The organism is Streptomyces lacaronensis (assembly GCF_047337785.1).
GTDB classification, from domain to species: Bacteria; Actinomycetota; Actinomycetes; order Streptomycetales; family Streptomycetaceae; genus Streptomyces; species Streptomyces lycopersici.
On the sequence record NZ_JBLHDK010000003.1, the window covers coordinates 3219172 to 3245208 of the forward strand.

Here is a 26037-nt window from a genome sequence, read left to right on the forward strand (position 1 = left end):
CCCGGCAGAGCTGCTTCCATGCACCACCCGACGGGGTGAGAGGATCGGGGCGGGACGGCCCGAGGGAGGAGGCGGGAGATGTCGGTGGAGATCACCTGGTGGGGGCATGCCACCGCGACCGTGCGGGACTCCGGTGTGCGGGTGCTGACCGACCCCCTCTTCGTACGGCGGCTGGCCCATCTGCGGCGCCGCCGGGGAGCCGTGCCACCGGCCGCCGCGGCGGTGGCGGACGTGGCGCTGGTCTCGCATCTGCACGCCGACCATCTGCACCTCGGCTCGCTGGCCAAGCTGCTGCCCGGCACCCGGCTGGTGGTGCCGCGCGGGGCCGGGCGCGCGGTGCCCGCGCTGCGGCGGGTGGTCGCGGCGCGGGCGCTGCGGGTGACCGAGCTGGCGCCGGGGGACGTGTGCGTGGTCGGCGAGGTGCGCATCCGGGCGGTACCGGCCGCGCACGACGGGCGGCGGCTGCCGTACGGGCCGAGCCGGGTGCCCGCGCTGGGGTATGTGCTGAGCGGCGAGTCGACCACGTACTTCGCGGGCGACACCGGGCTGTTCGACGGGATGGCGGAGACGGTGGGCGCCTGCGATGTGGCGCTGCTCCCGGTGGGCGGCTGGGGCCCGTACCTCGGCCCCGGCCATCTCGACGCGGGCCGCGCGGCACAGGCGCTGGCGCTGCTGGGGGCGCGCTGCGCGGTGCCGGTGCACTACGGGACGTACTGGCCGATCGGAATGGACGCGATCCGTCCGCATGAATTCCACGCCCCGGGCGACGACTTCGTGCGCCACGCCGGGCGGCTCGCCCCCGACGCGGTGGTGCACCGGCTGGTGCACGGGGAGTGCGTGCGGCTGGAGCCCGCCAGGTGATGGGGGATCTGGCGGATCTGGCGCGGAGCGTGCCGTCCGAGTCGACACAGCAGGCGGTGGGGTACCCCTCGCTGTTCCTGCTGGTGGTGTTCGGGTCGCTGGTGCCGGTGGTACCCACCGGGGCGGTGGTCTCCTCGGCCGCGGTGGTCGCCATCCACCAGACCGCTCCCCCGCTGTCGCTGCTGGTGGTCTTCGGAGTGGCCTCACTGGCGGCCTTCTCCGGGGACGTGATGCTGTACTGGCTCGGGCGGCGCGGGGTGCGCTCGAAGAACGGCTCGCGGTGGCTGGAACGGATCCACGACCACGCGGCACCGGAACGGCTGGACCAGGCACAGGCGCGGCTGGACGAGCACGGGGTGGCGGTTCTGGTGCTGTCCCGGCTGATCCCGGCGGGCCGGATACCGGTGATGCTGGCCTGCCTGCTGGCGCGCTGGCCGCTGCGGAGGTTCGCCCGGGGCGCCGGACCCGCGGCGCTGGCCTGGGCGGTGACGTATCAGCTGATCGGGATCCTGGGCGGCTCGCTCTTCCCCGAGCCGTGGGAGGGCGTGGCGGCGGCCGTGGTCCTGACGGTCGTGATCAGCACGACCCCCGCGCTGTGGCGCCGCCTGCGCCGCCGAACCGCCCGCGACGCCCAGAGCGAGGCGGCGGGCTGACCGCGCCACCCTGAGAGCCGGAGCCTCGACCGCTTCGGCGAACGCCAGGCCCAAGGAGACTCAGCCCGTCGATTCACCTGACTCGATCTCCTTGGGCTGCTCACCCGGCAGAAGACGGTCGACCATCGTCTCTGGCTTCGCTTCCATGCCCAGAGCCTTCATCGCGGCAGCCGAGTTGAGGCGGTCCTTCGCCTCCGGGTCTTCAACACGGTCGATAAAGGTTGTCGCCACTTCGAGCTTGTGATCGATGTCGATCTTTCTCTCGTTCTCCTCGGCGGCCGTCGTGAGGTTGGCCATGGTGCGCTTCGAGTGCAGCGCCAGCGCGCCACCGCCAACCGTGATCAACCCACCCGTCAGGCTGGTCACCAGCGGTAGGTAACTCAGGTCAGGGTTCCCGGCGTGCACAAGTGCCAACACACCCCCCGCGAGGATGATCAGAGCACCACCAGTCATAAACCACACGCTCAAGCGGAATGTCCACTCTGCCTGCTTCAGCGTGTGGTTGAGGAAGTCGAAGTGGAACTTCTGCCGCTGCTTTGCCAGGCTCTCTCCTGCGGCAGGCGGATACACATTCCCTGCGGCGTGATCGCCAATGAAGACGTTATGGACTTCTCCTGCGTGCTGGGTTACTTGCTGTTGCGGCGCGGGTTCCGGGCGCTACCCAAGGGACTTGACCACGTTCTTGAACATGGTTGAGGTGATGGGCTCCACGATCTTCGCCATGACCTCCGGAGGCAATGCAAACGGAGAGCCGGGTTTCCTTTCCTCTGGCGGTTCGGCTCCACCATTCGAAGTCGTCGCCATCATCCGCCCCCGATCCGCCAACCGGCGCTCTGCCAACTCAGTTCAGAGTAACGCCAGCAGCAGCAGTCAGAAGGGCACACCAGCGCGTTTGGCGAGCTTGGTCAGCCTGGGGTTGCTGCGGCGGTGCAGCGAGGTGAGCACGCGCATCAGCTCTTGGCTGGTCGGGTGGACGCGGGCCATCTCCGGCGCGACGTCCCAAGCCGCTTCGAGCGATTCAAGGGCGCCCCTCCTGTCGCCCAGCGCGAGCTTTGACCGGCTGATGTTCATGTGCAGCGGGCCAACGCGCGTGGCCGGAAGCGTCAACCCACCCCGGACCAGGTCGTCCGCCGTGTTGAGGGACTCGCGGTAGTCCTCCATGTCGGAAGCCGTCGAGATAACGTGTACGGCCGTGTTCTCGGGGCCGAAGTGGATGCCGTGGTCCTCGATGTCCTCGGGGAACTTTTCGGCCACCTGCCATGCTGCCTCGATGTGCCGTTCGGCGGTGGTCTTCTCCTTGAGCCGACCGGCCAGCGTTAGCCCACGCAGGTGCAGGATGCCCAGACCGTACGCGCGGTCACGTCCCCGCAGCGTCGTCTCGGCCTCAACCACTGCGCGGTCCACGATCGCCAACCCACCAGCGAAATCACCGGAGTTGAGGAAGGCTCCGGCCTCATCCCGGGCGGCCACCGTGGCGGCAATCGGGTGCGCACGCTCGGCGGCCAGTCGCTGTTTCATGACGGCCAATTCGGCGAGGTGCATCCAGCGGTGCCGGGCGGCCAGCCAATAGACCACCGAGTACGCATCGGCGACGCGGGTCCAGGCATCGGGCGACTGGGTGGCGTGCGCACAGTTGGTGGCGTCGGCCAGCACGCCAGGGAGTTTCTGGAGGACCGCCGACAGCTCCGTGCGGTAGCGGTGCTCGTTCAGCTCGGCCAGCTCGCGCGGAAGGTCCTCAGGGTGTGAGGGTGGCGTGTCGGGGATGTCGAAACGCCGAATGGCGTAATTAAGGGCGGCAAGGCTCTTCTCGTCAGTGCGCTCGACGGGGGCCGTGCCCAGCAGCTCATCCAGCGTCAAACCCATGGCCTGAGCGAGAGCGGCGGCAATGCCCTGGGTCAGTGCGCGGTCACCTACCTCGATCTTGCTGAGCAGCGAGACCGACACGCCTGCACGCCGGGCAAGAGCAACCTGGCTGAAGCCGCGCGCCTTGCGGCAGACAGCCACATTCGCACCGGGTCCGGGAATCTTGGTCGCGCTCATAGTGTGCGTCTTCCCCACTCGACTGGCGTTACCTCTCATCCATCGTCTCACTCTCAGCACTCATACGCCTGCGCCCTGTGCAAGAGGTGTGCAAGTTCGCTTTGCACGGCGGCAGTTCTCTTGTGTGAGACACATATGCGCAGGTGGGACGAGGGATCATGGCACAGACAAAAGAGAAGCCACCGACGGTGCTCAGCCACGGCGATCTGCCGTACCCAAAGGGCACGCTTGTCGAAGACACCGAGACCGGATGCACAGGCGAGCTGCAAGGCGTGATTGAGGAGCGCGTCAAGGGGACCGGAAAGCTGTTCAGCCAAACGGCGTACATGCGGCCGAAGGGAGGTGGCCTCGAATGGGAAGCCCCTTTGGACCGCATCAGGCCCGCCGGCAAGAACGGTTAAGCCTGCCCACCAAGCGCGCTGCCCTGATCGGTCCGGGTGACGTGATCGGCTACGACGGCGAGTGGCGCACGGTAAAGGAGGCGTCGACCGCCCAGGGGCCAATGGGCGGGTTAGCTGTCGTGGTCACCTGGGAGGAGGGCGGCACGGCCCGCTTCCCCGCCGGGGACGAACTCCTCCTGAAAGGAGCAGACGTCAACTGACCTGCCGCTGAGCCCCGCCCCCAGCTGTTAGGGGCGAGGCTCAGTGCCAGCCCGGCTGCTTCGGTACGTGCGGGAACATCGCGCCCAAGCGGGGGCAGACGAACCGCAGCCACCGGGAGTCCGAGGCAATGCCCAGCATTGCTTGAGCAGCGGCGAGGCAGACGAGCTCAGAGTCCGTCAACCGCGGCGGGACAGCCCAGCCATCGGGAATCTCCGATCTCGTCGTCGATCTTCACGTAGAGCGCGGTGAGCGGGGTGTCCAGGTCGCCCGTCACAGAACGATCTTGGACGACCTACGGGTTCCTGGCGCCCTCGACGTTGGAGATCATCCTGCGCAGTACCTTGAGCGCGGCCACGTACTCCTCGTCGCTGATGCCGTCGTGGACCACAGCACGAAGTTCGGTTACCAGCTCGCGCAGCCGCATCCTGGCGGCTTCTCCTGCATCGGTGAGGTGCAGACGATGTCCGGCGTCGGTCCGCAGCCAGCCGCGGTGGAGCAACTGGGCGATGACACGGGGGATCTCATGTTGTCCGTCTGCGAGGGGCAACAGCTGGGCGGCTATCTCGTCGCGGCTCGGCGCCGCAGGCCAGTACTTGACGCTGTTGAGTACCCAGTATTGAGGCTGCGTGACGTCGATCCCAGCCATGGCGTCACGCAGCTGCCGGGTAACGACCGCGTGAGCCTGACCACTCCAGTAGCCGATGGGCTGGCTGGCCAGCATGTCGTCGGTGGCAGCCGGATCGGCCGGCGCCTGGTCGGTGGTGGCGCCAGTCAGGAAGTCCATAATCACGACGCTACATCCGCGTTCGGAATAGCGCGTCTAGTGCTCTGACCGCATAGGTTCGCCGGGTTGGTGGTCGTGGCGGTTGGATGTGTGGTGGTGCAACGATGGCCACCAGCCGTGCCGGGGCCAACGAGCCACCAATCCATTCCTAAGAGCCCTGGCGCCATGGCCTCAAAGTGACGGGAGCTCCCGTGTCCGAACGGCCCGAAGAGGAAGTGCCGCGCATCCCCATGACCGCCGAGGAGATCGAGGCGGCCCACGTGGTCGCGCCGCCCAAGCTCAACGGCCAGGTCACGCTGCGGGAGTACGACCCGCGGTGGCCCGCGGTCTTCGAACGGGAGGCCGCCCGCATGCGTGAGCGCCTTGGCCACGTCGACCACCGGATCGAGCACGTCGGCTCCACGTCCGTGCCGGACCTGCCCGCCAAGCCGGTCATCGACATGCTCCTGACCGTCCCCGATTCTGGCGACGAGGCGTGCTACGTACCGGCCCTGGAGGGCCTTGGCTTCACGCTCGTCATCCGTGAGCCCGAATGGTACGAGCACCGCGTACTGCGCAAACACGGCCTCGGCCCGAGCGGCGAATCAGCCAACCTGCACGTCCTGCCCGAGGGCTGCCAGGAAGTCGTCCGTATGCTGCGCTTCCGCGACCGGCTGCGCACGGACAGCGGCGACCGCAAGCTTTACGCGGACGCCAAGCGGTCGCTGTCCCGGCAGTCCTGGGAGTACATGCAGAACTACGCCGACGCCAAGTCCGAGGTCGTTGCGGCGATCCTGGACCGGGCGATGGCGGGTGGTAGTTCCGGGCCGGAGGCGTAGGCGGGCGGGCGGGCGTCGGTCTCAGGCATAATTCCCCTGCAGACTCGCGCTGCGGTCGGAAACGATCACTGGGTTGGCTGGTCAGGCCGCGGTGGTGAGGGGGCGTCCTCCCCAGCGGATGCCTCTCTCACTGCGGATGCGGGCGCGTTCCTTGCGTTCGGCGGCCAGAACATCGCGGTGGCGGGCGTTGGCATTGCGCCAGCGCAGGTAGGCGTGCAGGGCCCGGGTCTGCACGGTGTGGTTGTGATAGTTCGAGTTGGCGATGGTGAACTGCCGCAGCGGTCCGAAGTGGGCCTCGATCGGGTTCGCCCACGAGGCGTAGGTCGGGGTGAAGCACAACTCGACCTTGTTCTTCTTCGCCCAGCGGCGGATGTCGGCGCCTTTGTGGGCGGACAGGTTGTCCAAGATGACATAGATCGGTGCGCCATCGGGCCGGGCGGCACGGATCGATTTCAGCGCGGCCAGCGTGTTCACGGCACCCTTCCTGCGGTGGTTGACGCCCCACAGGCGGTCGTCGCCGACCGAGTAGCAGCCGTGGAAGTAGCGCACCCCGTGGGTGCGGTGGTAGGTGGCCGGCAGCCGGTCGGGATGTCTCCGTTCGGCCCAGCCCGAGCCCGCGGTGGGCCGGATCCCGAGCGGGCCGAACTCATCGAAGGCGAACACGCGGTCGGAAAAGCGGTCCAGGACCTCTTCGATCCGGTCCAGCTTCGTCTCCCGTTCGGGGTCGGGTGATTCCTTCCAGGTCTTGGTGCGTTGGAAGGTGACACCGCGGCGGGCGAGCAGGCTGCGTAAGGTCTCACGGCCGATGCGGATGATCCGGCCGTGGACTTTCCGCAGATAGGCGACCAGTTTGCGCAGCGACCAGCGGGTGAAAGGCTGGCCGAGCTTGGTGGGGCGGGTGGTGGCCGTCGCGATGACGAAGTCCTCGTCATCAGGGCTGAGTTGGCGGGGACGGCCTCCCGCCCATTGAGGGTCCAGACAGGCCAGGCCGATCTCGTTGAACCGGTGGATCACATCCCGGACGGTGTCCTCGTCGGCCTGCACCAGCTGGGCGATCACCGGCACCCGGTTCCCGCCCGCCGAGGCCAGCAGCATCATTGCCCGCCGGTAGCGCACCGAGCTGGTGCTGCCCCGGCGTACGATCTGCTGCAGCTTCTGCCCCTCCTGGTCGGTCAGTCTGCGCACACGGACAGGCTCAGCCACCGCGCCTCCAGCGGTCGGATCGGATGTCACCACACATCCAACCGCCACCACCGCCGACCCGGCGAACCTATGCGGTCACAGCACTAGGTGTGGTGTCTCGGGACATTGGTTACACGAAGTCCCCGAAGGTGAGCTGCTGCGGGATGTCCGCGAGTGGTTCGTGCGGCTGGTTGAAGACGATCCGGTAGTCGCTCCCGGCGGTCCGGCTGATGGGCGGTCGGCCGCCGAGCGTGACGTGCGGCCGCTCGTGGTTGTAGTCGTTCACGAACTCCGCGAGCCCGACGCGGCGTTCACGCCCGGCTGTGTAGTCGCGGACGTACGCCCACTCGCGGGAGAGCGTCCCGTTATACCTCTCCACTTTCCCGCTCGTGCGCGGCGTGTACGGCCTGGTCCGCTTGTGCGCCGCCGGTCGGGATGCGTCCGAGCTTCTTGACGTCGACGTGGACCAGGTCGCCGACCCGGTCGTGCTCGTAGCGGATGACCTCGCGCAGCTGCTCGCCGGTCGGTGGATCGAGGTCCCGGCTCCCGCAGCCACGTACGCGATCGGACGTCCGGCGTCGATCCGCAGACACAAGCGCAGACGTCCTTCGAAGGTCAGCGGTGCGTTCCGATGTCCCCCGCTGGTGGCGCTGCTGGACTCGGTGGCCGCGTTCACCGGGGGGAGCCCTGAGATCTCAGGGCTCCCGCGTGAGCGGCTGTGCGTGGCGTCAGCGTGCGAACTTTTCGATGGCCGCCGGGGTGACGGGGGTGAAGAAGTTGACGAGGTTGCCGTCGGGGTCACGGAACAACAGCGACCGGTTGCCCCAGGGCATCGTGGTGGGCTCGGTGACGAAGTCGGTGACGAAGCCGGTCAGGTTCCGGTGCACGCGGTCCACGTCATCGACGAGGAACTCGGTGATCACGCTGTGGTTGTCCGCCGGGCGGGCGGAGCCCGGGGCGAACAGCGGGACCGTGCGGGTGCCGGCGATCGCGAGGGTGGCGCCCGCGGTCTTGAGTTCGGCGAAGTCCTCGGTGGCCCACGTCGCCCGCGCTCCCGTGGCTCGCTCGTAGAACTCGACGAGGCGCGCTACGTCGCCGGTGATGATGCGGATCGAGACGAAGTCCATGGGGATCTCCTTGGCTGTGCTGAAGGCGTGCACGTCGCAGGCTAGGAGAAATAGTGGACAGAATCGGTCCGGTATTCGCGTTGGAACTGCGAACATGGCTCGACCCACCGGCCGCGTGCTGACACTCCTGGAAGCTCTCGCCTTCACGGATCAGCCCGGCGAGTTCGACACCCCGGACGCTGGGGTCCTGCTCATCGTCGCCGATACGGCCCGGCGCCCGGCGCCGCGTCCCACAGCCCCGGGCGGGTGGACCCGGAAGCGGGGTGGCGTCCGGACGCCGGTGGCCTCCGGGAAAGCGGGGTCAGCCGTCCAGCCGCAGAACCTCTCGCAGCGCTCGCGTCATCGCTGCTTCCGGGTCGGGGACCGAGCGCTCCGCCCGCCAGGCGACGAAGCCGTCGGGGCGGACCAGGACCGCTCCGTCGGGGGCGGTGCCGTGGAGTTCGGCCCAGTCCGTGCCCGGTTCGGGGGCGAGTTCGTGGTCCGGGCCTTCGCCCACCCGGTAGCAGTCCAGGGGGACACCGAGGGCGTCGGCGGTGCGGCGGCCGGCCTCGTGCCAGGCGGCGCCGCCCGGCCCGGTGAGCAGGACACAGGTGCGCTCGTACAGGTCGAGGGTGGACAGCCGCACCCCGCAGCGGTGCACCCACATATGGGGTGCGCGGCTGCCGGGCTCGGCCGAGACCATGAAGTCGTCGGGCACCGCGGGGGCGGCGGGGTCGGCGCCCGCGACCGCGCCGCGCACATAGCGGTAGCCCATGGCGACGGCCATGACATTGGACTGCGGACCCCGGCCCTCGGTGGCCGGTGCCGAGTAGCCGGGGTGGCTGTGCTCGGCGGAACGGGCGGCGGCGCGGGCGCTGGTGGCCTGGGCGACCGGCCGCCGCTCCATGCCGTAGGTCTCCAGCAGCGCGGGGCCCGCCCAGCCGCCCATGACGGCGGCGAGCTTCCACGCCAGGTTGTGGGCGTCCTGGATACCGGTGTTGGAGCCGAAGGCGCCGGTGGGCGACATCTCGTGGGCGGAGTCCCCGGCGAGGAAGACCCGACCGTCGGAGTAGTGGTCCGCCACCCGCTCGGCCGCGTGCCAGGGTGCCTTTCCGGTGACCTCGACCTCCAGGTCGGGCATGCCGACGGCGGTGCGGATGTGCTGGGCACAGCGCTCATCGGTGAACGCCTCCAGCGGTTCGCCGCGCTCGGGGTGCCAGGGGGCGTGGAAGACCCAGCTCTCCTGGTTGTCGACGGGCAGCAGCGCCCCGTCGGCCTCGGGGTTGGTGAGGTAGCAGGCGATGAAGTGGCGGTCCCCGACCGCGTCCGCGAGCCGCTTGGCGCGGAAGGTGATGGACACGTTGTGGAACAGTTCACCGCGTCCGCTCTGCCCGATGCCAAGGGCCTCGCGCACCGGGCTGCGGGGCCCGTCGGCGGCGATGAGGTAGTCGGCGCGGACCGTGGAGCGCCGCTCGGACCTGCGGTCCAGGAGGGTGGCGGTGACACCGTCCGCGTCCTGCTCGAAGGAGATCAGCTCGGTGGAGAACCGCAGTTCGCCACCGAGTGCCTGGGCCGCGTTCAGCAGTACCGGCTCCAGGTCGTTCTGGCTGCACAGGCACCATCCGGCAGGGCTGATCCGGGCGGCCTTGCCACCCGGGTCCATCTCCCGGAAGAGCCAGTTGCCCTCCGTACCGGTGAGGGAGGGAGCCTGGAGGATTCCGTGGTTGTCGGCCAGGACGGACGCGGCCTCGCGGATCGCGGACTCCACTCCGGCGGTGCGGAACAGTTCCATCGTCCGGATGTTGTTCCCCCGTCCGCGCGGGTGGTGCGAGGTGCGGGGGTGTTTCTCGACCAGCAGATGACCGATCCCCAGTCGGCCCAGGAACAGTGAGGCGGACAGGCCCACCAGGGAGCCGCCCGCGATGAGGACGGGCACACGCTCAGCATTGTCGGCAAGACGGTTCATTTTACAGCTATGCCCGGTGTTTCCGGGCTGCTCCGGGGCGCTGACCAGGCGTTCGCTCGGATGGCTCACATATCTCGCGCCATTGGTGGGAGCGCTCCACGATCGTCTAACGGGCGGGTGTCCTCGATGCCCGGAAGGACGCGTCCGCGACATAAGGAGTGGATTATGAGCACCCTGTCCGACATTCCGGAGACCACGGTGGACCAGTCGCCGACGACCGTGGAATCCGCTCTCACCGACACCAGATTGCGCGTCGTATTGCTGGTGCAGGTCAACAGCGGTGCCGAGCAGCGCTTTCTGCGTGCCTACGATCAGTTGTCCCGGCAGGTGGCCGCGGTGCCCGGGCACATCAGCGACCAGCTGTGCCAGTCGATCGAGAATCCCTCGCAGTGGCTGATCACCAGCGAATGGGAAAGCGCCCCTCCGTTTCTCGCCTGGGTGGACTCCCCCGCGCACCGGGAGATGGTCAAGCCCTTCCACGGCTGTGTGGAGGACACCCGCTCACTGCGGTTCAGCATCCTGCGGGAGACCCTGACCGCCGGGTCCGCGCCGGTCGATGTCACCACCCGGGGCGTCGACGCCGCGCTGCGGGTCGGTGACGGGCTGGTCCGGCAGGCGCTCACCTTCACCGTGAAGCCGGGCAGCGAGGACGCCGTCGCCAAGATCCTCGCCGATTACGCCTCGCCCGAGGCCCGGGTCGACGAGACCACCCGGCTCTCCCGTACCTCGGTGTTCATGAGCGGCAACCGGGTGGTGCGGGCCGTGGAGGTCAAGGGCGATCTGACCGCGGCGCTGCGCTTCGTGGCCCGGCAGCCGGAGATCAGGGCCGCCGAGGAGGCCCTCAATCCGTATCTGGAGGAGGACCGCAACCTCGACGACCCCAGCTCGGCACGGGAGTTCTTCGCCCGCGCCTCGCTGCCGGTGGTCCACCACATGACGGCCGGCGGGCCGCGCCCCGCCCAGGGCGTCCACCGGCACGCCCTGCTCTACCCGGTCAAGACCGGCTGCGGCCCGGCGGTGGCCAGTCTGCTGGCCCGGCAGGACGAGCTCGCGGTGAACAGGGAGATGACCGCGGAGCAGCCCGCCAAGGCCCTGCTGAGCAGCACCATCTTCCAGCGTGACGACATCGTGGTGCGGCTGGTGGACCTGGCCGTGCCGCTGGACCGGAACCCCGCCATGGCGGCCGGTGTGAGCGGCCGGCGGGCCGCCGCCGTACTGGGCCGTCTGCTGGACCTCGGGGCGGACGGGGCGGTGATCGACCTGTCCATGGAAGACGGGCAGCGCCGCTTCCTCGCCGACTGCGACATGACCCCGATCACCGACCGCAAGTCGGCGGACCACTGACGACGTCTCTCCCCCTTCGCACCTTTCCACCCCGTGGCGCGGACCGCGCAACGCTACCTGGAGGAACTCATCATGACCACGCAGTCCCCTCTCCTCGTCGACCTCGCCGCGGTCGCCCCCAACCGCCGGCGCGGTGGCGATGTGCGCGCCATGCTCACCCCGCCTCTGGTCGGCGCCACGAGCGGCTTCATGGGGATGGCCATCGTGGGGCCCGGTGAACGGGTCGCCGAGCACTACCACCCGTACTCCGAGGAGTTCGTGTACGTCGTCAGCGGCGACATGGAGGTGGACCTGGACGGCGAGGCGCATCCGCTCCGCCCCGACCAGGCGCTCCTGATCCCCGTCAACGTGCGGCACCGGTTCCGCAATGTGGGGAGCACCGAGGCCCGGATGGTCTTCCACCTCGGGCCCCTGGCGCCGCGCCCCGAGCTCGGTCACGTGGACACGGAGGCCGCCGAACCCGCCGAGGCGACGTCGTGACCCGACGGGTGGTGGTCACCGGACTCGGTGTCGTCGCCCCCGGGGGTGTGGGCGTCCCGGCGTTCTGGGACATGCTCACCGCGGGCCGTACGGCCACCCGCAACATCACGCTCTTCGACGCGGAGCGGTTCCGCTCCCGGATCGCCGCCGAATGCGACTTCGACCCGCTGGCCGGCGGTCTGAGCTTCGAGCAGATCGAACGCTCCGACCGCTATGTGCAGTTCGCGCTGGTGGCGGCCCAGGAGGCGGTACGGGACTCCGGTCTCGACCTCCAGGCGCTCAACCCCTGGCGGATAGGGGTTTCACTGGGCAGCGCCGTCGCCGCGTCCACCCGGCTGGAGCAGGACTACGTCAAGGTGAGCGACGCCGGTGAGCACTGGGACGTGGACCACCGCAAGGCGGGTCCGCACCTTCAGCACGCGTTCTCGCCGAGCGCGCTGTCCTCCGGGGTGGCGGAGCTGACCGGCGCTCAGGGCCCGGTGCAGTCCGTCTCCACCGGCTGCACCTCCGGTCTGGACGCGATCGGATACGCCTTCCAGGCGATCGAGGAGCGGCGGGCCGATGTGTGCGTCGCCGGGGCCGCGGACTCGCCGATCACCCCGCTGACCGTGGCCTGCTTCGACTCGATCAAGGCCACCTCGGCGAACAACGACAACGCGGCCACCGCTTCCCGGCCGTTCGACGCGCACCGGGACGGCTTCGTCCTCGGCGAGGGCGCCGCCGTGCTGGTCCTGGAGGAGCTGGAGCACGCCCGGGCCCGAGGGGCGCGGGTCTACTGCGAGTTCCGGGGATTCGCCACCTACGGCAACGCCTACCACATGACCGGTCTGACCCGTGAGGGACTGGAGATGTCCGAGGCGATCGACCACGCGCTCGGCCACGCCCGCGTCAACAGCTCCGAGGTCGACTACGTCAACGCGCACGGCTCGGGCACCAAGCAGAACGACCGGCATGAGACGGCGGCCGTGAAGCGGTCCCTGGGCGAGCACGCGTACAAGACCCCCATGAGCTCGATCAAGTCCATGGTGGGCCATTCCCTGGGGGCGATCGGCGCCATCGAGGTGGTCGCCTGCGCCATGGCCCTCGCCCATGGCGTGGTGCCGCCGACGGCCAACTACGAGACCCCCGACCCCGAATGCGACCTCGACTATGTCCCGCGCACCGCCCGCGCCCTCCCGCTGCGCAATGTGCTGTCGGTCGGCAGCGGATTCGGCGGCTTCCAGTCCGCGGTGGTGCTGAGCCGGGCGGACGGGAGTGCGGCATGACATCGGCGAAGAGCGCCCGGAACCGGGGCGCGGCCATCACGGGCCTCGGTGTGATCGCCCCGGGCGGAGTGGGCACCGACGCCTTCTGGAAGGCCACCCGGGAGGGGATCACCTTCCTGGACCGGATCTCCCGCGAGGGCAGTGAGCACTTCCCGGTCCGGATCGGCGGCCAGGTCCGCGGCTTCGATCCGGGCTCGATGATCGAGGAGCGGTTCCTCGTCCAGACCGACCGCTTCACCCACTTCGCGATGGCTACGGCCGATCTCGCGCTGGACGACGCCAAGCTGCCGGTGGACGACATGTCGCCGTTCGCCGTGGGCGTGGTGACCGCCGCCGGTTCCGGGGGCGGTGAGTTCGGCCAGCGCGAGCTCCAGCAGCTGTACGGCAAGGGGCCGCGCTATGTGGGCCCCTACCAGTCCATCGCGTGGTTCTACGCGGCCAGCACCGGCCAGGTCTCCATCCGCGGCGGGTTCAAGGGCCCCTGCGGGGTGGTGGCGAACGACGAGGCCGGCGGTCTGGACGCGCTCGCGCACGCCCGCCGGTCCATCCGGCGGGGGGCGGACGCGGTGGTGGCGGGCGCCTCCGAGGCGTCGCTGGCCCCGTACTCCATCGTCTGCATGCTCGGCTGGGACGAGCTCAGCCGGGCCCGCGACGCGGGCCGGGCCTATCTGCCGTTCACCGAGGACGCCTGCGGATTCGCGCCCGGGGAGGGCGGGGCGATGCTGGTCGTGGAGGAGGAGGGGGCCGCCAGGCGCCGCGGGGTGCGGATCCGGGGCTTCATCGCCGGCTACGGCTCGACCTTCACCGGGCCGTCCCGGTGGGAGCGGTCCCGGGAGGGGCTCGCCCAGGCCATCCGCGTGGCCCTGGAGGACGCGGAGTGCGCGCCGGAGGAGATCGACGTGGTCTTCGCCGACGCGCTCGGGGTGCCCGAGGCGGACCGCGCCGAGGCGCTGGCGATCGCCGACGCCCTCGGGCCGCATGGCACCCGGGTCCCGGTGACCGCGCCGAAGACCGGCTTCGGCCGGGTGCACTGCGCGGCTCCCACGCTGGACGTGGCGGCCGCACTGCTCTCCATGGAGCACCGCGTGGTGCCTCCGACCCCGTACGTCACCGACGTCTGCCATGACCTCGACCTCGTCACCCGCAGTTCCCGCCCCGCCGAGCCGCGGACGGCGCTGGTGCTCAGCAGAGGACTCATGGGTTGCAACGCGGCGCTCGTGCTCCGCGGACCGGAAGGAGATTACTGATGTCCAGTCAACTGTCCTACGGGGAACTGGCCACGCTGATGAAGCGATGCGCCGGACTCACCGTCGATCCGGACCTGATGCGGACCCGGCCGGACTCCACCTTCGAGGAGTACGGCCTGGACTCGCTCGGTCTGCTCGCCATCGTCGGCGAGCTGGAGAACCAGTACGGCACCCCGATCGAACCGGGGGCCGAGAGCTGCAAGACCCCCGGTGACTTCCTCGACGTCATCAACACCTCACTTACCTCAGGAGCATGAAGATGGCAGGCCACACCGACAACGAGGTCATGATCAAGGCGCCGTTCGACCTCGTCTGGAACATGACCAACGACCTGGAGAACTGGCCGCAGCTGTTCAGCGAGTACGCCTCGGTCGAGGTGCTCCAGCGGACCGGGGACACCACCACCTTCCGGCTGACCATGCACCCCGACGAGGACGGCAAGGTCTGGTCCTGGGTCTCCGAGCGGGAGACGGCCCGCGATGTCCGCACGGTCTGGGCGCGCCGCGTCGAGCCCGGCCCCTTCGCCTACATGAACATCCGCTGGGAGTACGAGGAGGAGTCCGAGGGCACCCGCATGCGCTGGACCCAGGACTTCGAGATGCGGCCCGACGCGCCGGTCGACGACCCCACGATGACGGAGCACATCAACCGCAACTCCCGTATCCAGATGGATCTGATCCGGGACAAGATCGAGCAGCGGGCCCGGGAGACGGTGGGGGCGTGACCATGTACCGCACCATGATCGTCGCCAAGATGCAGCGGGACGCGGCGCCGCAGGTCGCCAAGATTTTCGCGGACTCCGACCGCGGCGAACTGCCCGGGCTGATCGGCGTCACCGGCCGCAGCCTCTTCCAGTTCGGCGATGTGTATCTGCATCTGATCGAGGCGGAGCGGCCGCCGGCCACGGAGGTCACCAAGTACTCCAAGCACCCGGAGTTCCGCGACGTCAGCGCCCGCCTCCAGCCGTATATGCGGGCGTACGACCCGGAGACCTGGCGCGAGCCCAAGGACGCCATGGCCCACGAGTTCTACCGCTGGGACCGCGACCAGGGCTAGCGCGCAGACGCCGCGCCGCACGGGGCCGCCGACGGAGTTCGCCTCCCGGCGGCCCTTTTCGTATGGCGTCTTTCGTATGGCGTCGCGCGTGGATTATGCACCGGGCGCGAAAATCTCACACTACTGGGCTCATCGGAATGATGTCTGCCGAAAAGGTGAAAGGGCGTCAGTCCATTCGCGCGGCAAATGAGTGATCATTGCGCTTATCTCCACCCAGAGGGCTTACAACCGAGCAGATCGCAGGTCGCGCCGAGTGGCAGGGGGAGCCCTCTTCGCTGACGGTGGACAAGACGCCGCTGCGATCCCTTTATCTGGCAAATAGTCAGTATCGTGACGGCGCCGGAAGGAATGGCTCATGCGATCTACTCGCGCACTCTTCACCGGGGCGGCGATTGCCGCCACCCTGACCCTGGGCGCCCCCGCCGCCGCGTTCGCCGCAGACGTCTCGGACCCGGGCGGTCACGGTGGGTACTCGAGCAGCCAGGAGTCCTCCGAGGACGGCTACGGCCAGGGCGGCAGCTCCTGGAAGGACAAGGACGACCAAGGCCGCGAGGAAGGCCGGGAAGACCACGGCAAGGAAGAAGAGCACGGCAAGGAGGAGATGAAGGGCAAGGACGAGGGCGGCGAGCGCGACTGGTCCTCCTCCCACGGCAAGGACGAGGACGACTGGTCCCACGGTAAGGACGAGGGCCGGGAGCACGAGTGGTCCGGCAAGAAGGACCACGACTGGTCCGGTGGCGACTGGAAGGACCACGAGAAGGGCGACAAGCCGCGCGGTGGCGTCCACACCGGTGGTGGCGGCATGGCCACCACGGGCAGTGGCATGGCCGCCGGCTCGGTCCTGCTCCTCGGTGGCCTCGGCGCCGGCGCCTACGCCCTGCGTCGCCGCAAGCCGACCGGCACCGCGATCTGAGTCTGACTCTTCGTATGCAGTACTGCCGTGGCACCTCCGCCGAGCGGTGGTGCCACGGCAGTTCCACGAGCGCTGCGAGAAAAGCGTGCCGTGAGAAAGGCGCCTTGAGCTGAGGCGCCATGAGACAAGGCGCCGTAAGAAAGGCGAACACCTCTATGGGAAAGCCGGCCAAGCAGGGCGCTGCCGATGGCAACACCCGAATTCTCCGCTGGGCCGCCGCGTCGGCCCTCATCGGCGTATTCCTCATCTACAACTCCGTGGACGCCGCCTCCCAGAACACCCCGTCGGCCCGGCCCGCGGCCAGCGCCCCCGCGTCCATCTCCGAACCGGAGAGCGACACCTCCAACGAGGACGCGTACGCGGATTCCCCGGAGTCGACGACCGCCCCCGAGTCCCGTCCGGGACCCGCGCTGCCGCGCTCCCCCGCCTCCCGTCTGGACATCCCCTCGATCGGCGTGAGCGCGCCCTTCACCCCGCTGTCGCTGGACGCCGCGGGCGTGCTGGTCCCGCCCCCGGACACCGACCAGAACCTGGTGGGCTGGTACGAGGGCGGCCCCTCGCCCGGTGAGCGCGGCAACGCCATCGTGGCCGGGCATGTGGACACCAAGATCGGCCCGGCGGTGTTCTACACCCTCGGCCAGCTCAAGCCGAAGAGCAAGGTGGCCATCACCCGCGAGGACGGGATCGTGGCGACCTTCGTGGTCGACAAGGTCAAGACGTTCAAGAAGAACGCCTTCCCGGACAAGCAGGTCTACGGGGACACCCCCAACGCCCAGTTGCGGCTGATCACCTGCGGCGGGGCCTATGACCACGCGGCCAAGGACTACACGGCCAATGTGGTGGTGTTCGCGCACCTCACCACGTACCGGTACAGCTGACGGAGAAGCACCCACCACGGTGCCCGCGTCGTCGAGGACGACGCGGGCACCGTGGTGTTGTCGGTGCGGCTACGGGGTGCCTTTCCCCTCCCCGCCCCTTCCCGTTACCAGGGCTCCGCCCCTGGACCCCGGGGTCTGAGGGCGGAACCCCGGACCGGGGGCTGGGGCGGAGTCCCGGTTTCGGGGAGGGGCGGGGAGGGGGACAGCCCGCCGCGGGCGTCAGGAGCCGCCGGGCACCCCCACCGTGGAGTCGAAGGCGTGCAGTGCGCCGTTGACGGGCCGGATGTCGGTCACGTTCAGACCGGCCTCGGTCATCCGCGCCACCATGCTCTCCTCGGTGTGCTTCCGGCCGCCCACATTGAGCAGCAGGAACAGGTCCATCGCCGTGGTGAAGGAGCTGAGGCTGTTGTCGACGAGGTTCTCGATGACGACCACCCTGGCGCCGGGGCGCGCCGCCGCGACCACGTTGGCGAGCGTCCGGCGGGTGCTCTCGTCGTTCCATTCGAGGATGTTCTTGATGATGTAGAGGTCGGCCTCGACGGGGACCTCGCGGCGGCAGTCGCCGGGCACGAGCGTCGCCCGCGAGGCCAGCGCCCCGCCGTCCCGCAGCCGCGGGTCGGCGTGCGCCACCACCTGCGGCAGGTCCAGCAGCGCGCCGTGCAGCGCCGGGTGCTTCTCCAGCAGGCTGGCCAGCACATGCCCCTGGCCGCCGCCGATGTCCACCACTTCCTTGACCCCGTCGAGGTCGAGGAAGGCGGCGACGTCGGTGGCGGACTGCCGGCTGGAGGTGGTCATCGCGGCGTCGAACACCCGGGCCGACTCGGGCGCGTCCTCGTGGAGATAGGCGAAGAAGTCCTTGCCGTAGATCTCGTTGACGACACAGCCGCCGGTGCGCACCGCCCGGTCCAGCAGCGGCCACGCCTCCCAGGTCCATGGCTCGGTGCACCACAGGGCGATATTGCGCAGGCTGCCCGGGGTGTCCTCGCGCAGCAGCCGGGACAACTCGGTGTGCCGGAAGCGGCCGTCCTCGGTCTCGGCGAAGATCTGACAGCAGGCCAGGGAGCGCAGCAGCCGGCGCAGCGGATCGGGCTCGACGTCCACGGCGGAGGCCAGCTCGCCGATGGAGGCGGGCCGGTCGCCCAGCGCGTCGGCGATGCGCAGCCGGACCGCGGCGCGCACCGAGGCCGCCCGTGCGGCGCCGAAGACGATTTCGCGCAGCCGCATGGGCGGCGGGAGCGCGGCCGGTGGGGGCTGTGCCGCGGCGGCTCTGTCGGTGTCCACAGTGGTCATGTCGCCACCTCTCGGCACCGGCCCGTGGGCGCGGACAGCTCACACACGTTGTCGGTGAAGGTGTTGTCGGGGCCCTTGTCGCGGTCGGCGAGGTCGGCGGGCTTGTTGCCGCTCATCACGTTCCGGCTGATGGCGTTCTTGGCGTTGGGGGCGCCGACGACGCTGGTGTAGAGCACGATGCCGCCGGACATGGGCGAGGTGCCCACGTTGTCGTTCACCTGGTTGTCCGTCACCCGGGTGCCCTCGGTGCCGGTGAGCACGATGCCGGCGCCCTGGATGAAGGGGAGCCGGTCGGTGGCCTCGCAGTAGGCGTTGTTCTCGTAGACGGAGTTGTGGCGGACGTTCAGATCCCCGGCGCGCGGGGTCGACTCGTCGCCGACGATGAACACTCCGGCGCAGTTGGCGGTGATGGTGTTCCCCTCGACCGAGAGGTCGCGCAGCCGGCGGACCACCACACCGGTCCGGTTGCCGCTGAGCTGGTTGCCGGCCACCAGGGTGCCCAGGGCGTCGGTGGCGCCGCCCTCGGCGTCGATGGTGTTGGCCAGGAAGATGCCGGACTGCTTGTTGCCGCGGGAGACGTTGTCGACGAAGGTGCCGCGGGTGGACATCTCCTGGCCCATGCCCTGCTGGCCGTTGTCCTCGGTGGTGGTGTTCCGTACGGTCATCCGGTCGGTGCCGGAGCCCCAGATGCCGTTCTTGGCGAAGCCGGTGACCTTCAGTGAGCCGATCCGGACATCCGAGACGGGGTCTTCGGCCGTCCCGGTGACGCAGATGCCGTGGCCGGCCTCGCCGCAGGCGTTGGCCGACGGCTTCGCGGCCGGGGAGAGCACGGTGGACTCGCCCGCGCCGACCAGGGTCAGCCGGTCGGTGGTGATCTGGATGTTCTCCCGGTAGGTGCCGGGCCGGATCTCGATGGTGTCGCCGGGCTTCGCGGCGTCCACGGCGGCCTGGATGGACTGGCCGGGCTGGACCACATGGCGGGTCGCGGCCTGGTCGGCGGGGGCGGCGTGGGCCGCGGGGAGCTGGGCGAGTTCGATGACGAGGACGGCCGTGAGGCCGGCGAGGTGGCGAAGTTTAGGTGTGCGCATGAAAAGGAAGTTAGGCGCGCTCCGCACCGCTCGCCACTTATGTCCCACCCATCACTTATGCCCTGTACTACCCCAATTGGCCGCCTCGTGGCCCGGCCGGGGGTCGGCCCACGGTTCCGTCGGCTGGAGCGCGAGCCCACCTGACCCCGCGCGCTCCCCCACGACCGCGGCGCGGCCTATTCGAGCACGCGGGACGCCCCGACCGGCAGATCCCACAGCTCCTCGCGCGGACGCCCGGTGGCCTCCCAGGCCGCGCGGATCCGGTGCAGCGGCTCCAGGGGCGGCTCGGCCGAGAGCAGGAAGGTGGACCAGTGCATGGGCGCCAGCATCCGCGCTCCCAGGTCCAGATGCGCCCGTACGGCCTCCTCCGGATCGGTGTGCACCCCGCCCAGCATCCAGCGCGGCTCGTACGCGCCGATGGGCAGCAGCGCGACATCGATGCCCGGGTAGCGGCGGCCGATCTCCCGGAACCAGTGGCCGTAGCCGGTGTCCCCGGCGAAGTACACCCGCTGTCCGTCGGGCGCGGTGATGACCCATCCGCCCCACAGCGAGCGGCAGGTGTCGGTGAGGGTGCGCTTGCTCCAGTGGTGGGCCGGGACGAAGTCGAAGCGGACCGGGCCGTCCTCGCCGGGCAGTTCGGCCGCCTCCCACCAGTCCAGCTCGGTCACCCGGGTGAATCCGCGCGCCCGGAACCAGCGGGCGAGCCCGGCGGGCACGAAGACCGGCGTCGCCTTCGGCAGCCGTCTGACCGTGGGCACGTCCAGATGGTCGTAGTGGTTGTGGCTGATGACGACCGCGTCGACGGGCGGCAGATCCTCCCAGCGGACCCCCACCGGAGTCACCCGGGCCGGGGTGCCGAGGATCTTACGGGCCCAGACCGGGTCGGTGAGCACGGTGAGCCCGCCGATCCGCACCACCCAACTGGCGTGCCCGGCCCAGGTGAGCGCGGTCCGGCCGGAGCCGGTGAGCGGCAGCGGCCCCGGTTCGAAGGGCAGCTCGGGGATCTGGCGGAGCGTCTCCACGGGCGGTCTGAGCCGTCCCTCCCGGGCCAGCCGGGCCAGCGCCCGCACCCCCGGCAGCGGGGAGGTGAGCCGGTCGGCGAACGACGGCGGCCAGCTGCGGATCTCGCCCGGCGGACGCGGGGCGCCCGGCGCGGGGGCGCCCGGTTCGGCGCCGGGCGACTCGGGGGCGCCGGGCAGCCCGGGGCCGACCGGCTCGACGCCGGGCGGCTCGGTGGCGGGCGGCTCGACGCCGGGCGGCTCGGTGGCGGCTTGCTCGGGCGCGCCCGGCTCGGTGGCGGCCGGGGCCAGCCGGTGCCGGGCGGCGGCGCCGGGCCGGGCGCGGCGCCGCCCGGCCGGTTCCGTCGGCTCCGCCGGTTCCGCCTGCTCGGCGTGGTCGGTCATGGCCTGGCTCCCTTCCGTATCTGGGCCGTGTCCGGGCCGGCCCTTCGGTGCCGGCGCGCCATGGAGGTCCGTGGCCGGGGTCCGGGTCGGCTCAGGTCACCGGACTGCTTTCGATCAGGTCGCGGAAGGCCGCCTCGAAGGCGCCCAACGCCGTGGCCACATGGGGCAGTTCCAGCGGATCCGGCGTCTGGAGCGCCCGCAGCCGCGACTCCTCCGCCGCGCCGAGCAGCGGCAGGGTCGCCAGCCGGAGCCGCAGGGTGTGCGGGGGATCGCCGAAGCGGTGCCCCCCGGCCACGCTCCGGCCGATCCGCCGCATCAGCTCGCGCTCCAGCTCCACCGAGTCGGTGATGCCCCGGGCCGCGAGCACCCCGCGCAGCTCGTCGAGGTCGGCGTAGAGGTGCCGGCCGGCCTGCGGCGGTCGGGCCAGCGCCCCGACGGCGGTCAGCGCGCGGTAGGCGGCCACGGCCACGGCCCCGTGCGCCCGCGCGGCGGCGGTCATCCGGTCCCGTACCGGCTCGGGCTCGCCGAGGGCGTACGCGGCGGCCGCCGCGATGGGCGCGGGCATCCCGGAGCGTACGGCGGTGAGCAGGGACAGCACCCGGCCGCGCAGCTCCGCCCCGCGCTCGGTCGCGGGGAACCGGGCGATCGCGGCGGGCCAGCCCGCCGGGGTGAGGGCGCCCGCCAGATCGGAGAGCACGATCACGTTCTCGGGGGACATCTCGGCCGGGCTGAGCAGCACCGTGCCCTGCGGATGGTGGACGGTGTCCCGCCAGGTCTCGTCGCTGACGATCAGCAGCCCCTCGGCCACGGCCGCCTCGCACACCTCGTGCAGCAGCTCGGGCGGGGCCACCGTGCCGGTGGGGTCGTCGGCCGCCGAAAGCAGCAGGACCCGGGGCACCCCGCCCTCGGCGCGGATCCTGCGCACGATCTCCAGCAGCGCGAACGGATCGGGCAGCCCACCGCATTCGGCCGGGACGGGCGCGTGGTGGGCGCGCCGGCCCACCAGCCGCACCAGCGGCGCGTACCAGGCGGCGCAGGGGCGGGGCAGCAGCACATCGCCGCCGGAGGCCGAGGCGAGCAGCGCCAGCAGCAGCGGCTCGGCGCCGGGGGCGACCACGACATGCTCCGGGTCGGTCCACAGCCCGCGCCGCGACCAGTAGCCGCAGGCCGCCGAGCGCAGCCCGGCCGAGCCGCCGACCGGCTCCGGCGCGGTGTGGCCGGCCGCCCCGACGAAGCTGTCGAGCAGCTCCGGGAGGACCGGCAGTCCGCCGTCGTCCCGGTCCGCCTGTGCCGGGGCGGTCCACTGCCGCTGCATTCCGTCACACCTCCGCCCGTGTCCGGCGGGTCACCGCCCACGTATGTCCACCTTCGCAGATCATCTCCGGCCCCGTTTCGCGGAAGGGGCCCGGGGGACCCGGGCGCCATGACAGCGACGCCGGAACAACACGATGTGGTGACCCTGCTCACCGCGGACCACCACGCGGTGCGCGATCTCTTCGAGGGGTACCGCACCACCACCGACCCGGAGCTGCGGCGGCAGCTGGTCGACCGGATCACGGTGGCGGTGGTGCGGCACTCCGTGGCCGAGGAGGTCCATCTGTACCCCACGGTCCGCAAGGCGCTGCCGAACGGAGACCGGATCGCCGACGAGGAGATCGAGGAGCTGACCGAGGCCGAGCGGATCCTGTCCGACCTGGACGCCGTGGATCCCCGGGACCGGCGGTTCGACCCGCTGGTCCAGGAGCTGATGGACGTGGTGTCCATGCATATCCGCGGCGAGGAGGACCTGGTCTTCCCCGAGCTGCGGGAGCGGCTCACCCCCGAGGAGCGGATGGCGCTGGGCCTGCGGGTCGGCGAGGCGGCGGCCGCGGTGCGAGGGGTGCCCCCGGTCAGTCCGGAAGGTCCCGGTCCGGGCCGGACTCTCGCCGACCGGGTCCGGGAGCAGCTGACCGGCCGAACTCGATGAGGTTCCGCTCCAGACCCCGGCCGCGGGTGCGCACCACGGTCTCGGCGAGCTCCGCCAGCTTGCGGTTGGTCCGCTGGGAGAGCCGGCGCAGCAGGTCGAACGCCTGGTCCGGGTCGCAGCCCAGGACGTACATCACGATTCCGCACGCCTGGTCCACCACCGGCCGGCTGCGCAGCGCCGTGTCCAGCTGGTCGACCTGGACCAGGGCGGCGCGGTAGAGCCGGTCCCGGGCCATGCTCTCGGTGGCCAGGTCGCCGAGCAGCTCGGTGGCGCCCCGGGCGGCCTTCCTCAGCGGCCCCGGGCGCAGCCCGTAGACCGAGACGGTCACGGTGAGCCCGTCGCAGGCGAACGGCAGGGCCGCGGAGGACCGCACGCCCGCGTCCAGGGCCCGGGCCCGGTAGCGCGGCCAGCGGTCGTCGTGGAGCAGATCGTCGGCGCCCGCCGGGCGGCCGGTGTCCAGCGCCGCGAGGATCGGGCCCTCCCCCACCCGCAGCTGGACCGACACCAGCGCGGACAGATCGGGGTGGGTGGCCGCCGTGGTCCGGTCGGCGTCCACGGTACCGGGGGTCTCCTCGGCCAGCACGGCGGTGGCGGTGGCCCCGCAGCTCTCGGGTGTGCCCGCGGCGGCCTGCTCCGCCAGTTCGGCCAGACCGCGCCCGAGGGAGGGTGCGTCGCACTGGAAGGCCGCGCGGATGTGCGTACGGTCGGGCATCGCCGAGTTCACTCCTTTCGCTCCGGTGCGATGTGCTGTCCGGCTCCGTCCCTCCGGGGCCCGGTCTCTTTCGGGTCTCCACGCCCCTGAGTGGAAAACGTCACCCATGTGCTCCCGCGAGTACGGGCAGGCTACGGTGTGCCCATGCCAGACGCACAGGAGTTTGGGGCGGAGCTCTCAGACTTCCGCAGACGGGTTGACGAGTTGCGGACCGCGCGAGCGCTGCCCGCGCACGAGCGGCCTTCCCTGCTGGACGCCGCTCTCTTCGAACTCCAGCATGTGGTGGACGTGCTGTGGCCACGGTACGAGGAGCTGACGGCCGGCTCGTCCCGGGGCCCCGGCGGCGGCCGGGGCGACCCGCAGGAGCAGCAGCTGCTGCGGGCACTGTTCCAGCGGCTGCCGATCGCCACGGTGCTGCTGGACCGCGATGCCGTGGTGCGGCGCATGAACTTCACCGCCACCCAGTTGTTCCACACCCGGGCCGGATACGCCACCGGTCGCCCGCTCACCGCCGCGCTGCGGCACGACGGGCAGGCGGCGCTGCGCTCGCAGGTCGCCGCGGTCGCGCGCGGCGAGGGCGACCGCAGTCTGACGGTGTGGCTGTCGCTGCCGCCCGTCCACGGTGAGGTGCGGGTGACCCTGGCCGCGCTGCGGCCGCCGGGCGAGCCCCATCCGGCGGTGCTGGCGGCGTTCCAGCCCGGGGTGGCCGGCCCGTCGCCGGACGAGAGGGCGGCCGGGGCGTGGGCCCAGGAGTCCCGGCCGGATCTGGGCGAGGTGTCCCGCCATGCCGAACTGCTGGACCTGGTGGACGACATGACGGCGGCGCTGCTGAGGGCGGCGCCGGCCGGGAAAGGCCCGGAGGCGGTGTTGACCGCGGCCGCGGAGGTGCTGCACGGCCGGTTCGCGGACTGGGTGATCGCCGACCTGGCCCCGGAGGACGGTCCCGGCAACCCGCGCCGAGTGGTGGCGCTCGGCCCACGGGACGCGGCGGACGACCGTACGGCGCCCCTGGCCGAGCAGGACCCGGCCGACTGCCCCCTGGTGGTGGACGCGCTGTCCGACGGGACCTCCGCGCTGCGGGTGAGCCCGGTCGACGCGGACGCCTTCGGCCGGGACGCGACGGGCGCTCCCGTGCTGGTGCGGGAGGAGGTCACCTCGCTGCTGTGCATACCCCTGCGCGCCGGCGCGGGCCCGGTCCTGGGGGCGCTCACGCTCTTCCGTACGGGCGGGCGCCGTGCCTTCGAGATGGCGGAGGCGGGAGTGGCGGACCGGATCTCCCGCCATGTCGCCCTGGCCATGGCGCGCACGGCCGAGCGCGCCCCGGCTTCCGGGGCGTGATCCGCGTACGGTACCGGCTCAGACGCCACGGGCACCGGCCTGCCTGCCCAGACGGGCGCAGGTGTCGCTGAGCAGGCGGGAGACCTGCATCTGGGAGATGCCGAGCCGGCCGGCGATCCGGCTCTGGGTCTCGTCGCAGAAGAACCGCAGGTAGAGGATCTTCCGCTCGCGTTCGGAGAGCCTGCGCAGACAGGGCTTGAGGGATTCGCGCTGGACGACCCGCTCGTAGGAGGGCTCGGTCGAGCCGAGGGTGTCCATCAGGCCGAAGCCGTCGTCCGCGCCGCGCGGTTCCGCGTCCAGCGACAGCGGGGCGAAGCTGCCCCGGGCCTCCATGCCCGCGCGCACCTCCTCCTCGCTCAGACCGGTGTGCGCCGCGATGTCGGCCACCTTCGGGGTGGGCGCGTCCGGTGAGCGGGTGAGCTCCTGGACGGCGTCGCGGACCCGGGCACGCAGCTCCTGGACCCCGCGCGGGACGTGCACCCCCCACAGGTGGTCGCGGAAGTGGCGCTTGACCTCGCCGACCACGGTCGGGACGGCATAGCTCTCGAAGGCCGAGCCGCGGTCCGGGTCATAGCGCCTGACGGCCTTGACCAGGCCGACCATGGCGACCTGCCGCAGATCCTCGGTGGCCTCGCCGCGGTTACGGAACTGGCCGGCGAGCCGCTCGGCCATGGGCATCCAGGCGCGCACCACGTCCTGGCGCAGGGCCTCCTTCGACGGTCCGTCCGGCAGGGTGGCGATCCGGCGGAATTCGGCCGAGGTGTCCGGGACGTCGTCGTGAGGATGCCTCGGGTGTGCTCGGGGATGCGCTCGTACAGACGTCATACGCCGTATCTCCCTTGAGCTGTCGTCGGTCTCACCACGGAGGCGAAACCGGCCGAAAAGGGTGATCCGGTGGTCACACCTCTGGCGGTCGGGCCGCTCCCGTGGCGTGCCTCCGGTCCGAAGCACTTGAGTCGCGTGCCCGTCCCGGGCCGGATCAAACGAGGTTTCCCTCCCCGAGCGCCGGTTACCCGTCGCATCTGCCGGAATCCGCGCTCGAGGA

At 70.9% G+C, this 26037-nt stretch carries 27 protein-coding genes and 2 pseudogenes; 15 read left to right on the top strand and 14 right to left on the bottom strand.

Annotated elements, in window-relative coordinates; genetic code table 11:
- Window positions 1-78: 78 nt before the first annotated feature.
- The gene (locus tag ACMTAK_RS13615) at window positions 79-861 is read left to right on the top strand and encodes an MBL fold metallo-hydrolase (protein ID WP_413806484.1); all 783 of its coding nucleotides are present in this window, start codon (window positions 79-81) and stop codon (window positions 859-861) included.
- Window positions 861-1514 carry a DedA family protein gene (locus ACMTAK_RS13620; protein ID WP_413806485.1) on the top strand — a complete coding sequence of 218 codons (654 nt, stop codon included), beginning with the start codon at window positions 861-863 and terminating at the stop codon, window positions 1512-1514. Before ACMTAK_RS13615 ends, ACMTAK_RS13620 begins: the two co-directional genes overlap by 1 nt.
- 60 nt (window positions 1515-1574) lie before the next feature.
- On the opposite strand, the gene ACMTAK_RS13625 is transcribed toward ACMTAK_RS13620, so the two are convergent.
- Both ACMTAK_RS13625 and ACMTAK_RS13630 read right to left on the bottom strand, forming a co-directional pair.
- A complete protein-coding gene (locus ACMTAK_RS13625; RefSeq protein WP_413806486.1) occupies window positions 1575-2084 on the bottom strand; it encodes a TRADD-N-associated membrane domain-containing protein in 510 nt (169 codons plus the stop codon).
- 300 nt (window positions 2085-2384) lie between these two features.
- The gene (locus ACMTAK_RS13630) at window positions 2385-3554 is read right to left on the bottom strand and encodes a helix-turn-helix domain-containing protein (protein WP_413806487.1); all 1170 of its coding nucleotides are present in this window, start codon (window positions 3552-3554) and stop codon (window positions 2385-2387) included.
- A 158-nt stretch (window positions 3555-3712) separates the two neighbouring features.
- On the opposite strand from ACMTAK_RS13630, the gene ACMTAK_RS13635 reads away from it, so the two are divergent.
- Window positions 3713-3955, top strand: a complete 243-nt coding sequence (locus ACMTAK_RS13635; RefSeq protein WP_413806488.1) for a hypothetical protein — start codon at window positions 3713-3715, stop codon at window positions 3953-3955.
- Window positions 3956-4198: 243 nt separating this feature from the next.
- On the opposite strand, the pseudogene ACMTAK_RS52655 reads toward ACMTAK_RS13635, so the two are convergent.
- Window positions 4199-4430: pseudogene (locus tag ACMTAK_RS52655) on the bottom strand (IS982 family transposase); the annotation flags it as partial.
- An 18-nt stretch (window positions 4431-4448) separates the two neighbouring features.
- Window positions 4449-4940, bottom strand: coding sequence for a MarR family winged helix-turn-helix transcriptional regulator (locus ACMTAK_RS13640; protein WP_413806489.1), 492 nt, complete (start codon window positions 4938-4940; stop codon window positions 4449-4451).
- 191 nt (window positions 4941-5131) lie between these two features.
- Between ACMTAK_RS13640 and ACMTAK_RS13645 the strand changes: the two genes are divergently transcribed.
- The gene (locus tag ACMTAK_RS13645; RefSeq protein ID WP_413806490.1) at window positions 5132-5758 is read left to right on the top strand and encodes a GrpB family protein; all 627 of its coding nucleotides are present in this window, start codon (window positions 5132-5134) and stop codon (window positions 5756-5758) included.
- Window positions 5759-5839: 81 nt separating this feature from the next.
- On the opposite strand, the gene ACMTAK_RS13650 is transcribed toward ACMTAK_RS13645, so the two are convergent.
- The 4 genes and pseudogenes from ACMTAK_RS13650 to ACMTAK_RS13670 form a co-directional block, all read right to left on the bottom strand.
- A complete protein-coding gene (locus ACMTAK_RS13650) occupies window positions 5840-6961 on the bottom strand; it encodes an IS630 family transposase (RefSeq protein WP_413806491.1) in 1122 nt (373 codons plus the stop codon).
- 109 nt (window positions 6962-7070) lie between these two features.
- Window positions 7071-7437 (bottom strand): annotated as a pseudogene (locus ACMTAK_RS52660) (integrase core domain-containing protein); the annotation flags it as partial.
- A 231-nt stretch (window positions 7438-7668) separates the two neighbouring features.
- The gene (locus ACMTAK_RS13665) at window positions 7669-8067 is read right to left on the bottom strand and encodes a VOC family protein (protein WP_413806492.1); all 399 of its coding nucleotides are present in this window, start codon (window positions 8065-8067) and stop codon (window positions 7669-7671) included.
- Window positions 8068-8368: 301 nt separating this feature from the next.
- Window positions 8369-10012, bottom strand: a complete 1644-nt coding sequence (locus ACMTAK_RS13670; protein WP_413806493.1) for an FAD-dependent oxidoreductase — start codon at window positions 10010-10012, stop codon at window positions 8369-8371.
- A 165-nt stretch (window positions 10013-10177) separates the two neighbouring features.
- On the opposite strand from ACMTAK_RS13670, the gene ACMTAK_RS13675 reads away from it, so the two are divergent.
- The 9 genes from ACMTAK_RS13675 (at window position 10178) to ACMTAK_RS13715 (ending at window position 17195) form a co-directional block, all read left to right on the top strand.
- Window positions 10178-11356: a SchA/CurD-like domain-containing protein gene (locus ACMTAK_RS13675; protein WP_413806494.1), complete on the top strand. Its 1179-nt coding sequence runs from the start codon at window positions 10178-10180 to the stop codon at window positions 11354-11356.
- 72 nt (window positions 11357-11428) lie between these two features.
- Window positions 11429-11836 carry a cupin domain-containing protein gene (locus ACMTAK_RS13680; protein ID WP_413806495.1) on the top strand — a complete coding sequence of 136 codons (408 nt, stop codon included), beginning with the start codon at window positions 11429-11431 and terminating at the stop codon, window positions 11834-11836.
- Window positions 11833-13101 (top strand): beta-ketoacyl-[acyl-carrier-protein] synthase family protein, encoded by a 1269-nt coding sequence (locus tag ACMTAK_RS13685; RefSeq protein WP_413806496.1) that lies wholly within the window; start codon window positions 11833-11835, stop codon window positions 13099-13101. The genes ACMTAK_RS13680 and ACMTAK_RS13685 overlap by 4 nt, the downstream gene beginning before the upstream one ends.
- Entirely contained in the window at window positions 13098-14348 is a 1251-nt protein-coding gene (locus ACMTAK_RS13690) for a ketosynthase chain-length factor (protein ID WP_413806497.1), read from the top strand. Before ACMTAK_RS13685 ends, ACMTAK_RS13690 begins: the two co-directional genes overlap by 4 nt.
- The gene (locus ACMTAK_RS13695; RefSeq protein WP_413806498.1) at window positions 14348-14605 is read left to right on the top strand and encodes an acyl carrier protein; all 258 of its coding nucleotides are present in this window, start codon (window positions 14348-14350) and stop codon (window positions 14603-14605) included. Before ACMTAK_RS13690 ends, ACMTAK_RS13695 begins: the two co-directional genes overlap by 1 nt.
- A 2-nt stretch (window positions 14606-14607) precedes the next feature.
- A complete protein-coding gene (locus ACMTAK_RS13700) occupies window positions 14608-15072 on the top strand; it encodes an SRPBCC family protein (protein WP_256653725.1) in 465 nt (154 codons plus the stop codon).
- A gap of 2 nt (window positions 15073-15074) precedes the next feature.
- A complete protein-coding gene (locus ACMTAK_RS13705) occupies window positions 15075-15404 on the top strand; it encodes a TcmI family type II polyketide cyclase (RefSeq protein WP_413812874.1) in 330 nt (109 codons plus the stop codon).
- A gap of 355 nt (window positions 15405-15759) precedes the next feature.
- Entirely contained in the window at window positions 15760-16317 is a 558-nt protein-coding gene (locus ACMTAK_RS13710; protein ID WP_413806499.1) for a hypothetical protein, read from the top strand.
- Between the two features lie 155 nt (window positions 16318-16472).
- Window positions 16473-17195, top strand: coding sequence for a class F sortase (locus ACMTAK_RS13715; protein ID WP_413806500.1), 723 nt, complete (start codon window positions 16473-16475; stop codon window positions 17193-17195).
- A 219-nt stretch (window positions 17196-17414) separates the two neighbouring features.
- Here ACMTAK_RS13715 and ACMTAK_RS13720 read toward each other — a convergent pair whose 3' ends face one another.
- The 4 genes from ACMTAK_RS13720 to ACMTAK_RS13735 form a co-directional block, all read right to left on the bottom strand.
- Window positions 17415-18485 (bottom strand): methyltransferase, encoded by a 1071-nt coding sequence (locus ACMTAK_RS13720; RefSeq protein WP_413806501.1) that lies wholly within the window; start codon window positions 18483-18485, stop codon window positions 17415-17417.
- Complete coding sequence (locus ACMTAK_RS13725) at window positions 18482-19573, bottom strand: right-handed parallel beta-helix repeat-containing protein (RefSeq protein WP_413806502.1); 1092 nt, start codon at window positions 19571-19573, stop codon at window positions 18482-18484. The genes ACMTAK_RS13720 and ACMTAK_RS13725 overlap by 4 nt, the downstream gene beginning before the upstream one ends.
- Before the next feature lie 176 nt (window positions 19574-19749).
- Window positions 19750-20976 carry an MBL fold metallo-hydrolase gene (locus ACMTAK_RS13730; RefSeq protein WP_413806503.1) on the bottom strand — a complete coding sequence of 409 codons (1227 nt, stop codon included), beginning with the start codon at window positions 20974-20976 and terminating at the stop codon, window positions 19750-19752.
- 91 nt (window positions 20977-21067) lie between these two features.
- Window positions 21068-22291, bottom strand: a complete 1224-nt coding sequence (locus tag ACMTAK_RS13735; protein WP_413806504.1) for an aminotransferase class I/II-fold pyridoxal phosphate-dependent enzyme — start codon at window positions 22289-22291, stop codon at window positions 21068-21070.
- 108 nt (window positions 22292-22399) lie between these two features.
- Between ACMTAK_RS13735 and ACMTAK_RS13740 the strand changes: the two genes are divergently transcribed.
- Window positions 22400-22942, top strand: coding sequence for a hemerythrin domain-containing protein (locus ACMTAK_RS13740; protein WP_413806505.1), 543 nt, complete (start codon window positions 22400-22402; stop codon window positions 22940-22942).
- Here the strand turns inward: ACMTAK_RS13740 and ACMTAK_RS13745 are convergent.
- Window positions 22866-23654, bottom strand: a complete 789-nt coding sequence (locus ACMTAK_RS13745; RefSeq protein ID WP_413806506.1) for an ANTAR domain-containing response regulator — start codon at window positions 23652-23654, stop codon at window positions 22866-22868. The genes ACMTAK_RS13740 and ACMTAK_RS13745 overlap by 77 nt on opposite strands.
- A 144-nt stretch (window positions 23655-23798) precedes the next feature.
- Between ACMTAK_RS13745 and ACMTAK_RS13750 the strand changes: the two genes are divergently transcribed.
- Window positions 23799-24992, top strand: a complete 1194-nt coding sequence (locus tag ACMTAK_RS13750) for a PAS domain-containing protein (protein WP_413806507.1) — start codon at window positions 23799-23801, stop codon at window positions 24990-24992.
- An 18-nt stretch (window positions 24993-25010) separates the two neighbouring features.
- On the opposite strand, the gene ACMTAK_RS13755 is transcribed toward ACMTAK_RS13750, so the two are convergent.
- Complete coding sequence (locus ACMTAK_RS13755) at window positions 25011-25817, bottom strand: SigB/SigF/SigG family RNA polymerase sigma factor (RefSeq protein WP_413806508.1); 807 nt, start codon at window positions 25815-25817, stop codon at window positions 25011-25013.
- Window positions 25818-26037: the final 220 nt, after the last annotated feature.